This is a genomic window from Acinetobacter sp. YH12218 (assembly GCF_013417925.1).
In the GTDB taxonomy this organism is placed as follows: domain Bacteria; phylum Pseudomonadota; class Gammaproteobacteria; order Pseudomonadales; family Moraxellaceae; genus Acinetobacter; species Acinetobacter amyesii.
In genome coordinates this window covers 15,859-28,592 of the sequence record NZ_VPDB01000014.1, presented here as the reverse complement: position 1 = coordinate 28,592, position 12,734 = coordinate 15,859, and the positions used below count along the sequence as shown (strand labels likewise).

At 38.4% G+C, this 12,734-nt stretch carries 9 protein-coding genes; 6 read left to right on the top strand and 3 right to left on the bottom strand.

The genetic code is table 11. From position 1 onward, the window contains the following. Window positions 1–155 precede the first annotated feature (155 nt). Complete coding sequence (locus FTV03_RS06030; RefSeq protein WP_180007679.1) at window positions 156–1,232, bottom strand: OmpW family protein; 1,077 nt, start codon at window positions 1,230–1,232, stop codon at window positions 156–158. Between the two features lie 441 nt (window positions 1,233–1,673). On the opposite strand from FTV03_RS06030, the gene FTV03_RS06025 reads away from it, so the two are divergent. After that, window positions 1,674–1,853 carry a hypothetical protein gene (locus FTV03_RS06025; protein ID WP_078190224.1) on the top strand — a complete coding sequence of 60 codons (180 nt, stop codon included), beginning with the start codon at window positions 1,674–1,676 and terminating at the stop codon, window positions 1,851–1,853. A gap of 60 nt (window positions 1,854–1,913) precedes the next feature. On the opposite strand, the gene FTV03_RS06020 is transcribed toward FTV03_RS06025, so the two are convergent. Both FTV03_RS06020 and FTV03_RS06015 read right to left on the bottom strand, forming a co-directional pair. Further along, on the bottom strand, window positions 1,914–3,371 hold the full coding sequence (locus tag FTV03_RS06020; RefSeq protein ID WP_180040530.1) for a sensor domain-containing diguanylate cyclase: 1,458 nt from the start codon (window positions 3,369–3,371) through the stop codon (window positions 1,914–1,916). A gap of 198 nt (window positions 3,372–3,569) precedes the next feature. Beyond that, window positions 3,570–4,358: a hypothetical protein gene (locus FTV03_RS06015; protein ID WP_180040497.1), complete on the bottom strand. Its 789-nt coding sequence runs from the start codon at window positions 4,356–4,358 to the stop codon at window positions 3,570–3,572. A gap of 296 nt (window positions 4,359–4,654) precedes the next feature. Between FTV03_RS06015 and uvrB the strand changes: the two genes are divergently transcribed. From uvrB to FTV03_RS05990, 5 genes are all read left to right on the top strand, one after another. After that, window positions 4,655–6,676 (top strand): excinuclease ABC subunit UvrB, encoded by a 2,022-nt coding sequence (gene uvrB, locus FTV03_RS06010; protein WP_180040495.1) that lies wholly within the window; start codon window positions 4,655–4,657, stop codon window positions 6,674–6,676. A gap of 154 nt (window positions 6,677–6,830) precedes the next feature. Further along, complete coding sequence (locus FTV03_RS06005) at window positions 6,831–7,427, top strand: lipocalin family protein (RefSeq protein ID WP_180040493.1); 597 nt, start codon at window positions 6,831–6,833, stop codon at window positions 7,425–7,427. Window positions 7,428–7,554: 127 nt separating this feature from the next. Further along, window positions 7,555–8,487 carry an EamA family transporter RarD gene (gene rarD / locus FTV03_RS06000; RefSeq protein WP_180040491.1) on the top strand — a complete coding sequence of 311 codons (933 nt, stop codon included), beginning with the start codon at window positions 7,555–7,557 and terminating at the stop codon, window positions 8,485–8,487. A 218-nt stretch (window positions 8,488–8,705) separates the two neighbouring features. Then, a complete protein-coding gene (locus FTV03_RS05995; RefSeq protein ID WP_180040490.1) occupies window positions 8,706–10,388 on the top strand; it encodes a hypothetical protein in 1,683 nt (560 codons plus the stop codon). Window positions 10,389–11,097: 709 nt separating this feature from the next. Continuing rightward, on the top strand, window positions 11,098–12,555 hold the full coding sequence (locus FTV03_RS05990; protein ID WP_111885541.1) for a glyceraldehyde-3-phosphate dehydrogenase: 1,458 nt from the start codon (window positions 11,098–11,100) through the stop codon (window positions 12,553–12,555). The last annotated feature ends 179 nt before the right edge of the window (window positions 12,556–12,734 follow it).

The following is a 12,734-nucleotide window of genomic DNA, read 5'->3' as shown; positions in this document are numbered from 1 at the left end:
ATTTTTTTTATAGGTAACTATGGATGAATAAAGGAAATTGACACAGCGGAAATTCAAAAGTGTCTAAAAGAGTTAGAAAAGGTATCTCAGAATAAAAGACCATATAAAAGCCAATAAAAAAGACGACCGTAGTCGTCTTTTATATATGTTATTTATTAGAAACGCATACCGATACCTGCATACGCAAGAATTGGATTTACTTCAATATCAGCTTTAGATTTGATCAGTTCACCATGTGTGGCATCTGTAACGGTAATGGTGGTTTCATTTTGTAGGTGTGCATAGCTAACAGAACCTACAGCAAACCATTTGTCATTGAAGTCATAAGTAAAACCAGCTGTCACAACAGGAGCAAAAGCATCAGAAGCTTCTAACTCAACTTTTGGCTTAGCTTTACTTGGTTTACCGTCAAGTGCGGCACCAGCATTGCCTTCTTTAATATTGGCAATCATATGTCCAGCAGCAATCAGGTCTTTTTCTGTACGTGGATTAATTTCTAGTTCATTAAAGTATGCATACATTACGCCTAGACCCACATAGGGACGGAATTTATTGACGCCAGTTTTACCGAAGTGATATTGGATTTCTGCAGCGGGGGTCCATGCACGAGCAGATGCCGCTGGGCCGTAGGCTTCTAAATCTGTAATCAGCAAACTATTCTTCATTGCGATTTCAGGTAGGTCGATAATACCTAACTCAGGTGTCGCAATAGCTGCAAATGGCGCATAAATTTTTCCTTTGCCGTTTAGGTCTACCTCAGGTGGGATACCGGCTTTCATTTCTAAAGAAATGTTATCAGTAAAGAAATAGTTGGTCATGATGCCTAGTGTGGTTACATCATCGGCTTCAAGGCCAGTACCTTGGTTATCCCAACTTTGTAGGCCATTAATTTCAGCAGTACCGCTTAGCCCTGCTGGTAAGGTACTCGTACCTAATTTATCGAGCAAACCGACAAACCAAGTAGAAATGTTTGGATCCATAGCAGGATCCATATTGGCTTTTACTGCGTCAATTGAAATATCACCAACTTTGGCTGTTTCACCATTTTTTACTGATGTATCAACATGGAATGGCTGTGCTTTACCTTGTGGCATAACATGTAGAGCACCAACAGAGACAGAAAAACGTTTGAAGCCATCGCCATCTTTTAAACTAAAATATGGTGAGTCTGCATGACTGAGCATAGGTAGGGCAGCCATAGAAGCAGCAATGCACAATACACTTTTTTTCATTTTAAAGGACTCCATGTCCGTAAATTGATAATAATTTTTCTAAGTGCCCATTATTCAAAATTAGTGCGTAAAAAATGTTATAGAAAACAAGAATAAACGTAATAATCCTGTAACATTCTTGATGATTTGTATTATTTGAAGGCTTTAATTAGGTATTTGTGTAAAAAAATCGAACATTTTTGAAATTTAGAAATGGTTCTATCTATTTGTAAATATTCAATATTTATTGACATAATTGACAGTGTGTTGGTTGATTTGGGTCAGTAAAATAGTTTAAAACAACCATATTCAAAGCACTTTTTTGTGCTGTTGTCCTATATAGATATAAGTCATAGTTCATCGTTGAGTCGTTATATGTCAATCGTGGTTAATCTCTCAAAGCCTTTTACACCAAAACCATTTTTTTTGTACAATAGCGCCAGATTCAATTGAGTTATTCGTATGAGTACGCAAAACCCTCCCAAGAAAAAGGCTTTAGTCAATTTGCCTTTTCCGATTAAAAAAGCTGAAGATAATGCTTCGGATGAAATCTTTGAAGATATGCGTCCAAAACCTCAGCGTTATGCTGACCGTACTTGGATGCCACCACGCGGTACACGTCGTTCGATGGGTAAGCGTTAAAAGATTTAAATAAAAAAGCCATGGTTCAAACCATGGCTTTTTTATTGCAAATTATTGATGTTAATTGCGTATTTCAGACTGAATTCTTCGGTCTTTATTGAGATAATACTTTTTCTTCTGACGATACATGTCTAGATCGGCACGTTTGAGCATATCTTCCATTCGCTCATTCAGCTCATTGGTGGCAAAGCCAATTGATATACTCATCGGTTGATTTGAATAAAATTGGTTATCGACCAATAACAACTCATTCAAACTTTGTAAGCAGTTTTGCAGCGCTGCATCATCTGCACCCGGTAATAGAATGACAAATTCATCACCGCCAATGCGCGAAGCAGAATAGGGCGTATGCTGAATAAGTTGGTTTAAAATGTTGCCCAGACGTCTGAGGATACTGTCACCAGCATCGTGCCCAATACTGTCATTGAGTTCTTTTAGTCCATTTAAATCAATAAAAATACAAGAAACAGGACGTAATTGATTGCGTTCGAGACGCTTGAGTTCTGCTATATAAAATGAACGATTATAGAGTTTGGTCAGTACGTCGTGTTTACCTAAATACTCAAGATAATTTTCAGCCTTTTTACGTGCAGTAATATCGGTTAAGGCAACCTGCACGGTGCTCCAATCATCAAGATAATCGGGAAATACAGTAAATTGTAGTAAGACGTGGCGAATACTGCCATCAAGTGCATAATTTATAGCTTCACGTTGATGATGTAAATTACCATTCCAAAGTTCAATCAACTGTTCTTTAAATGTTTGAAGCATCTCTTTGGCAAATACTTTATGTACATTTTTGAGCAATATTTCTTTGTTCGGAGCGCCAAATAAATCAAGGGTGGCCTGATTAACATCAACGATCAGTATTTCTTTAATGCACTCTTGTACAAAATCGGGATGAACATCCAAAAAAGTGACAAAGTCTTCGATTTCTAAAGCGCGTAGCTGATCTAATTTGATTTTAATCCGGCTAAAATCTTCGACCCAAAGTGAGGTTGGAGAATAATGAAAACGCGCTTCTGCCAAATGACGACTTTGTTCTTGTAAACGGCAAGCTTCAGTATAAGAGGTGATATCTTCAGTCGTAATTAAAACGGCAGATAAATCCTGCTCATGACTCGGTAGCACGATGCCTTTGAGTTGAATGTCTAGGCGTTGTCCATTGAGCGTATAGTTCACGGCAGAATGGGAAAAATGTGTTTCACCATTCCATAATGCAACCAATTCTCTAATGTGTGTTTGACAGATCTCCGCCTGAAAAACTAAATCAAGGTTTTGACATAAATGTTCAAAGTCACGTGCTTGATACAGTTCTAGTGTTTTTGTGTTGACCTGTAAGATTTTTATTTTTCTCGCACATTGCAAAATACGAGATTCATCTTGTTGAAGAAAAGTGGAGAGATCCTGCACACCTTGCTGACGCCAGAGATCAAATTGTTTTTTGACTTCACTGTAATCTTCAAGCCACATGGCAATGGGGGATAGCTCAAAAAAAAGAGAATCTAGCATGTCTATTTTATGTGCTCGTCATTCTTTATGATAATGTCAGCAAGTAGTATAAGACGAAAAAAATGATATTAAAATAATGTGATATGTAAAATAATTTTTATTTTTAATGTGACTTAAGTCGCTAAAAACCATTAGTCAACCGTAGAAAAAAAGCCAATATGGACATTGGCTTTTTGGGTGTTTCAAATGTGGTAAAAAGAGCCTTTAGCGGCTGGCTTTACGGGCTTTATTTTCAGGCTTTGGTGCAGCAATTTCACGTTCAGCTTTCCAAACATCGATGAAATCTTTTTCATTGATATTGTACAGTTCAAGTAGGGCTAAAATAACGCCGCCAAACATCATCGGGCCTTCAGAATTACTTTGAAACTCAAATATTTTCCCATTCAGCGCATGCAAAATATCTTCAATTTCAAAAATACGGTCACGACCATTACTGTCTGTTGGGTACATTTGGGTATTCAGGACAATTTTCGCAAGACTTTTTTCATTATCCGTTAAGGCCAGTACATCGACCAACTCATCTGTTGAAGGCGCGAAAATAACCGAATCTCGATAAATCGTATGTAAAAGTTTCGAGGTCAGTTTGGGTAATGCTTTTTCAACAAATGGACGGAAAGAAATTGGAAAAATCACATTGCTGGAAATCCCCTTAAACATGGGAGCAATTTCTTCAACTTTATAGCCAGCGACACCACAACCGATCGAGGTAATGAAGTATTTAGTCTTCGGATGATTCTTGGTATAGATTTTAAAATCATCGACATAGTGTTGAATTTGTGACAACGGCATTTGTTGTAAATGCTCATTCATCGTTGGAATAGCAAAACTTTGACCAGCCCATCCACGACCAATACCATTCATTGCACCAAAATGCTCTAGGGCAGTACTCGCTGCACCGCCAGTATGTTGACCTGCCATATTGCTGCCAAAAACAAAAATGGTATCTTCAGCTAAGTTTTTAACAATACTTTCGTCATGATATTGGTAAGTCATAAAGTTTGATCTGTGGCGTCCTTTTGTTCATGTTGCAGGTGAAATTTAGCTAGGTCAAGTATCTATCTGGGTTAAATGAACGCTTTATCTATGAGTTTTTTTAGAGCCAAGAGTTTCCTCAAGAAAAACATGCGAAATCAGGCGAATTATTTTTCAAACATGAGAAAAATCTATGGGTTTATGTTGAATTATAATTTTACAGTCCGTACACGCCTCTGGTATTTACATAAATTTAGCGTTGTTTTGTGCAACTTTGCCCTCATAATAAAGCCCTATAAAAACTGTTGAAGAAGAGTGTGATGCAGGAACAGCCTTTTGAACTGGTAACACAATATCAGCCCGCAGGTGATCAGCCTCAAGCGATTGAGAAATTGGTGAAGGGGATTGAAAAAGGAATGCATGATCAGTTGCTCTTAGGGGTAACAGGTTCAGGTAAAACCTATACCATGGCAAATGTGATAGCACGCACGCAACGTCCAACGATTATTATGGCGCATAATAAAACTTTGGCTGCGCAGCTTTATGGCGAGTTTAAAGCCTTCTTTCCGCATAATGCCGTGGAATACTTCGTCAGTTATTATGACTATTATCAACCCGAAGCCTATGTGCCATCTTCAGATACTTTTATTGAAAAAGATTCATCGATTAATGATCACATTGACCAAATGCGTCTTTCGGCAACACGGGCATTATTAGAGCGACGTGATGCAATTATCGTAGCGTCAGTTTCAGCTATTTATGGTCTGGGTGATCCCAATGCTTATATGAGTATGCTTCTGCATATCGTGGAAGGTGATCGTATCAGCCGTGATGACATCATTCGTCGTTTGGTGGAAATGCAATACACCCGAAATGAACTCGAATTTTTACGGGGCACATACCGTATTCGTGGTGAAATTATTGATATTTTTCCTGCTGAATCTGATCAAAATGCCATTCGAATAGAGTTATTTGATGATGAAGTTGATTCAGTTCGATGGTTTGATCCATTGACGGGCAGAATGGTGCGTAAAGTGCCACGGATTACGATTTACCCAAAAAGCCATTATGTAACACCTAAAGATAATTTACAGCGTGCAATTGGAACGATTCGTGAAGAACTCGCAGAACGACTAGGATTCTTTCGTGCAAATGATAAATTACTCGAAGCACAGCGTATCGAACAACGTACACGTTATGATTTAGAGATGATGCAGCAGCTTGGCTATACCAATGGTATTGAAAACTACTCACGGCATTTGTCAGGTCGTCCCTCAGGTGAAGCACCTCCGACTTTGTTTGATTATGTACCTGATGATGCTTTATTAATCATTGATGAATCGCACGTTACCGTTCCGCAAATTGGGGCTATGTATAAAGGTGACCGTTCACGTAAAGAAAATTTGGTCAATTACGGTTTTCGTTTACCAAGTGCGCTTGATAACCGGCCAATGAAATTTGAAGAATGGGAGCGGATTATTCCTTCGACCATTTATGTCAGTGCAACGCCTGCACATTATGAAATGGAAAAGTCTGAACAAGTCGTTGAGCAAGTGGTTCGACCCACAGGTTTGGTCGACCCTGAAATTGAAATTCGTCCAGTGTTAACGCAAGTGGATGATGTATTGTCAGAAATTAATAATCGTAAAAACTTAAATGAGCGTGTATTGGTTACGACATTAACCAAACGTATGGCAGAAGATTTAACTTCATATTTGAAAGAATATGGTATTAAGGTCGCTTATTTACATTCTGATATTGACACTGTTGAACGAACTAAAATTATTCATGAATTGCGTTCAGGTGTATACGATGCAATTGTTGGGATTAACTTGCTGCGTGAAGGCTTAGATATGCCAGAGGTGTCTTTAGTCGCCATCTTAGATGCTGACAAAGAGGGGTTTTTACGTTCTGAGCGTTCTTTGATTCAAACCATTGGTCGTGCAGCGCGTAACTTAAACGGTAAAGCGATTTTATATGCAGATCGGATGACCGACTCCATGCAAAAAGCCATTGATGAAACGGATCGTCGTCGTAATTTACAAATTGCATTTAACCTTGAACATGGCATTACGCCACGCAGTGCAGTGCGTCAAAACGTCAATGATATTGATACAGGTGAAGTGCTGACAGATGATGAAATCGATGCAAAAATTTCAGATCAGGCCAAGGCATTAACTGCAGATGAACGTCATTTGATGTCTGATCCAAAACTTTTAGCAAAACATATGAACAAGCTGGAAAAAGAAATGCTGAAAGCATCGAAAGATTTGCAGTTTGAACAAGCTGCTCGATTACGTGATGAAATCTTGCGTTTAAAAGCACAGATGATTTCATAATTTTGTTAGACAAGATGCGGCATATTGTCTGAATTACATACATAATTCAGACAAGAAAATGATTTTTAGAGCAATTTTTTCCGCTAGAGTAAAAACACGAGAGAAAGAATTACTTAATTTTCATCGAATGTTTTGCATCGAAATGAGGCATAAAATGACAACAACGAATCTTCCGAAAGCTGGTTTTAAGCTCGCAAAAATTGCACTTGGTGCAGCAGTGTTAATTGGTTTGGGTGCAGCCACAATGGCCTATGCACAGACGAAACCTTTACAGACTGTGGAAAAAGTCGAGCTCGATCGTTATTTAGGTATGTGGTATGAAGTTGCTCGTAAGCCTTTAGTCTTTCAAAAAAGCTGTGACCGTGATGTTACCGCGGTCTATACCTTAAATGAAAACGGCAATATTAATGTCAATAATCGCTGTGTATCGAAAGATGGCACCAAGAAGCAATCAATAGGCGAGGCATTTGTACAAAATGCACCGTTTAACACGAAATTAAAAGTTAGTTTCTTACCAGAAGCCATTCGTTGGTTGCCTGTGGGGCGTGGTGATTATTGGGTACTCAAAGCCGATGAAGACTATCAAACAGTTTTGGTGGGTGAGCCACGTCGTAAATATATGTGGGTTCTTTCTCGTTCGGCTCATCCAGATCAGGAAGTGATTCAGGAATATCTAAATTATGCTCAATCTGTCGGTTATGACTTATCAGATATTATTCATACCAAGCAGACAGTGAAACCTAAAACCTAAATAATTGAACAAATGCTAAAAAACCATGCCTGTGCATGGTTTTTTATTTGCTAGAATGTCCAGGTGAGAAGCTTGATTGATCAAGCAAAATATCAAGATTATGTAGTCATTTTGACTGGAGTGAAAGATGTATAAAGGCGTTGCATTGTCTGTATTGGCATCGGTCACTTTCGGTATTTTGTATTTCTTTACCATCTTTTTAAAACCTCTAGATAGCGAGCAAACTTTTGCATGGCGCATGTTAGCGACCTTGCCATTTTTAACCTTATTTATGTGGTGGATGAAAGATTTAAACAAAGTTAGTGAAATTTTTTGGCGAGTGGTTAAGCAGCCGATCTTTCTCATTTGGTTAATCATTAGTTCATTTTTATGTACTACACAGCTTTGGTTGTTTTTGTGGGGACCAATTAATGGCCGAGGGCTAGAAGTATCTTTAGGGTATTTTCTATTGCCCTTAGTGATGGTTCTGGTTGGATGTGTACTGTATAAAGAAAAGCTGTCTAAATGGCAGATGGCTGCCGTGGCACTGGCAATTTTAGGGGTCGGCCACGAAATTTGGCGTATTGGCAGTATCGCGTGGGAAACTGTCTATGTCGCTGTGGCTTATCCGATTTATTTCTTTTTACGTCGTACCTTTAAAACCGATCATTTGGGTGGTTTTTGGTGGGATCTTTGCTTAATTTTGCCTGTAGCCTGTTATTTAGGATTTATTCATAGCGATAGTTTAGCGCTGATGTCGTTATTCCCGTATCTGATTTTGGCGGTTTTAGGACTCGGGTTTTTGAGTGCGCTTGGCTTAGGTAGCTATATGTTGGCGAGTCGTTATTTGCCATTTGTGATTTTTGGTTTGTTGAGTTATTTAGAACCCGTGTTGTTAGCTTTTGCATCCATCGCATTGGGGGAGCGAGTAGAAGCCGAAGAATGGCTGACCTATATTCCAATTTGGGGTGCGGTATTGTTATTGGTGATAGAAGGTGTTTTGCATCTGTTTAAACAAAAGCAAAATGAACGTGCGCTAGCAAAAAATGTAAAAGCGTTAAATGATCGAATCGATTCTTAGACTGAAAATATTGGTACGGTAAATTGATCAGTTCACAATTAACACTTGCTGTTTTTTAAGAAAATCTTAAACTTAGAAAACTAAAACACGCCATGATTCAATTTATTGTTTAGGAAGAACAGCATTGAATGATGGTGTACAAAAATATTTATTTTAGATAAAAATAAACTGAAATCGATAAAAGATCGATTAAAGAACCAAGATACAGGAAGCACTCAGTGGTTGTCCCATTTCATCAAAGCGCTAAACTTTTACAGCTAGAGCCTGTGTTGGATCAGCATTGGCGGAGTATTGTATCTGAAGTATGCACTGATCTTGATCAATCCAATTTAGCACAGATACAGCAGGTGTTATCGCAAAAAGGTATTCGTTGGGAGTCTTCATCACAGTCGTATCAAAGAGATGTACCGATGAATTTGGGCATGCTGATGAAAGTACTAAAATATGATGTCATGCGTGAGCATGCACAGTATTTGGCAACACAGCTCGAAGAACTTCGAACATTGACAATGAGTATTCAAGTTGCGCAAAAATTAGAAGAAAACCTAGCCTATATCAATAAAATAGATGCCGAAGAAGATTTTGAATTACAGCATGAAAAAAACGTATTACATCGGCATTTCATTTTAAATGCTGCACAAATCATCCGTGAAATGGATTTGATTGCGCCGAGTGATGCACGTGAACTCACTGCCCAGCAAGTCAAAATTTTCTTGATCGAAATTTTCTTAAAGTCACATATGTTGGGGCAATTTTTTGATGCCACTATCCCGAAATCGTCTGAGATTTGGCAACATCCGATTTTTAAATACTATTTAAAGCGTGAACAAAAAACGAGATATTTACAAATCGTACAAACATCTGAGTTTATTTATATTTTGTCACCTGATTTAGATTGGACGACGCAGTATTCAGCAACGCGGTTTTTATCGACAAAGCACAATGATGCCTTAGCAGACGACGTTTTTGATGGGGTGGCCATAGATTTAAATACTGCTTTAGAGAATCAGCAAATAGACGAATTAAAAATTCAAGTCTCTAAGCTGGCATCTATTGCAGGTTTTATACATTTAGATCTGCAAAATTTAATGCAGCAACTACATATACGGGTAGATAAGCATCTACTTTTAATGCTGCATGTAGAGGATGCCACTCAATTAGTGACGGTTTTACCTACTTTTGAGCAGCAGTTCAATACATTGATCTTGAAGCCATTGCATCAGACTGTTCAATATCAACTGAGTGAGCAGATACAGCATGATTTTTTATTTTTCCATAGCATGCAAATATCTCAGAAGCTCATCACGAGTCTAAACGTCTTAAGTAGCTGCCCGAAGTTTGAGGCGAGTTTGGAGTTAAAACGACTGCGACTTCAACTACAGGCTTGGCAGGTGCTTTTGTTGAAACGGCGTGCTCAAATTTTTCATGTTCAAAACGAAGATGAGTGGGAATTACATCATCAGCAGTCACAGCAAATTCATACGGCGCTGAAGGCGATCTTGCAGCCGGTCGATGATCAACAGAAGATCTTTGCTACAGACGCAACTGTAGAAAATACGGGTACCCATGGCGCGCATGCGCATGTTGGATTTTCCAAACGCATGACGAAAACAGGGGAGTATGAAAGCCTTGAAGCCGATGCTTTAAAAGCGCAGCAGCAAAAAAAGCGCCAGACTTATATGCAGGTTTTAATGTTGCTGAAGGAACATGCTTCACAGCTCGTCAATCTTGATTTTGAGCCATGTGAAAATGCCTTAAACGTGCGATCTTTTAGTGATCAGAGATATTTTGCGATTAGTGCTGGTGAGAATAGTTTAAATGCACTACCGAAAATATTAGAGCTGAGTGTAAATTTCTTTGATTTTAATCTGGAAAAGTTTGCTGATAATCTGAAAAATTAACTGAATTTTAAATATAGATCTGACTTTAAATAATTTTAGGCAGTAACATTAGAGGCGTAATTTAATTCAAATAAAAGAACGATACGCTGTAATGTCATCCGCAATTGTCTGAGACAGGGTTACTTCTAATAAAAAATGTTTTTGCGATACTTTGAATAAATTGACGGTAGTGAACGAGTTTTGCGGTGAGGAGCATTGCTCCGCAAGATGGTTTCCTTATGAAGCACGCTTCTCATTTTGCCAAATGAGAAACAACGTTTCGTAAGAGTACCTCCGACTGAAGGCTAAACCCTTTATTCAAACTTTAGATGTAAGACTCCGTCGAATAGTCTTAAAAATCATTTAAAAATGTGAAATTATTATTACGAGCTTAACATCAGTAAAAATACTATAAATTGAGCAAAATAAAAAAACACCGCAATTTGAAAAATATAATTATTCGTTCATCTTAGAGCTAAATGTGCTGAGATCTGGTTGATAAAACTACATTTGAAATTTTGTGAAAAAAATCTGCGAAAAAGTCCGTTTTTCAACTTTCGGCTATAAAATCATAATACTAATCATGATTATTTTGAAAATTGATAGTGAATATATAACAAAATAACCTTGTCGAAATCTGCTTTTAGATTCATTAATTTTCAGTTTTCCATTACAATTGTGGGGTTTTGAAATTTATGCTTAGATTTACAATTAATTAGAGGACGTATCTGTGAGCAAAGACACTATCGTTGCCCTACATGCAGAGCACCAAGGTCGCTGGAAAAACCGTGAAGAAATCGCGGAACGTATGATTGCCCTAGTGGGTCAGTTATATCGTGAAAAAAACATCGTAGCTACAGTATACGGTCGTTCTTTAATTAACCGTTCGGTTATCCAAATTCTTAAAGCGCATCGTCGTACTCGCGTACTTGACGTTGAACTTTCAGTTGTGAACACTTTCCCAATTCTTGAAGCTTTGGCAAAAATCGAAAACATCGGTACTGCTGAAATTGATCTTGGCAAACTTGCTGTTGAGTTCAAAGAAAAAGGCGGTGATGTTGACGCATTCGTTGCTGACGCTGTTAAATCACTTGAAGGCAATGCAACTAACGTTGAAAACCGTGATGTTGTACTTTACGGTTTCGGTCGTATTGGTCGTATCCTTGCACGTTTGATGATCAGCCAATCTGGTTTAGGCCGTGGTCTTAACCTTAAAGCAATCGTTGTTCGTAAATCATCTGACGGTGACTTAGAAAAACGTGCGTCTTTGTTACGTCGTGACTCTATTCATGGTCCATTCGCAGGTACAATTTCTGTTGATGAAGAAAACGAAGCAATCATTGCTAACGGTAACTTCATCAAAGTGATCTATGCGTCTAACCCATCTGAAGTTGATTACACTGCTTACGGTATTAACAATGCACTTGTAATCGATAACACAGGTAAATGGCGTGATTCTGAAGGTCTTGCACAGCACCTTAAATGCGCTGGCGCTGCACGTGTAATTCTAACTGCACCTGGTAAAGGTGACATGAAGAACGTTGTATACGGTGTGAACCAAGCTGACATCCTTGATGAAGATACAATCATCTCTGCTGCAAGCTGTACAACAAACGCGATCACACCAACACTTAAAGTGTTAAACGACAAGTACACAGTGATCAATGGTCACGTTGAAACAGTTCACTCGTTCACGAATGACCAGAACTTAATCGACAACTACCATAAAGCTGACCGTCGTGGTCGTGCTGCTACTTTAAACATGGTAATCACTGAAACAGGTGCTGCTAAAGCAGTTGCTAAAGCACTTCCTGCTCTTCAAGGTAAATTGACTGGTAACTCAGTACGTGTACCTACTCCAAACGTATCTCTTGCAATTTTGAACCTTACTTTGGGTCAAGATGTTGACCGTGAAGAAGTGAATGAATACATTCGCCAAATTTCAATCAACTCTAACCTTCAAGGTCAAATCGGTTATACAAACTCAACTGAAGTTGTATCGTCTGACTTTATCGGTTCACGTACTGCTGGTGTGTTTGACGCTCAAGCGACAATCGCTTCTGGTAACCGTTTAACTGCTTATGTTTGGTACGATAATGAAGTGGGTTATAGCTGCCAAGTATTGCGTATTGCTGAGCAAATGGGCGGCGTAAGCTATCCAAAAGTTCCTGCTGAAACTAATGCTTAATTAGTTCACGCTGTAAAAAAAGGGCCTCATTTGAGGCTCTTTTTTTATCTAAAGAGTATGGGTTAAAAACTTAAGGCATAGATGACGAATGGATTGATCAAAAGCATCAAAAGTTCTTGTTTTTTCTGCCACTGTTAGATGAGTGTGAGTCATTTATAATGAAAAGCTGACTAAAATGT

Bases quoted from the DNA above. Each gene is read 5' to 3' on its own strand.
- FTV03_RS06030 (WP_180007679.1), bottom strand. From the start codon at position 1,232: ATGAAAAAAAGTGTATTGTGCATTGCTGCTTCTATGGCTGCCCTACCT.
- FTV03_RS06025 (WP_078190224.1), top strand. From the start codon at position 1,674: ATGAGTACGCAAAACCCTCCCAAGAAAAAGGCTTTAGTCAATTTGCCT.
- FTV03_RS06015 (WP_180040497.1), bottom strand. From the start codon at position 4,358: ATGACTTACCAATATCATGACGAAAGTATTGTTAAAAACTTAGCTGAA.
- FTV03_RS06005 (WP_180040493.1), top strand. From the start codon at position 6,831: ATGACAACAACGAATCTTCCGAAAGCTGGTTTTAAGCTCGCAAAAATT.
- rarD (WP_180040491.1), top strand. From the start codon at position 7,555: ATGTATAAAGGCGTTGCATTGTCTGTATTGGCATCGGTCACTTTCGGT.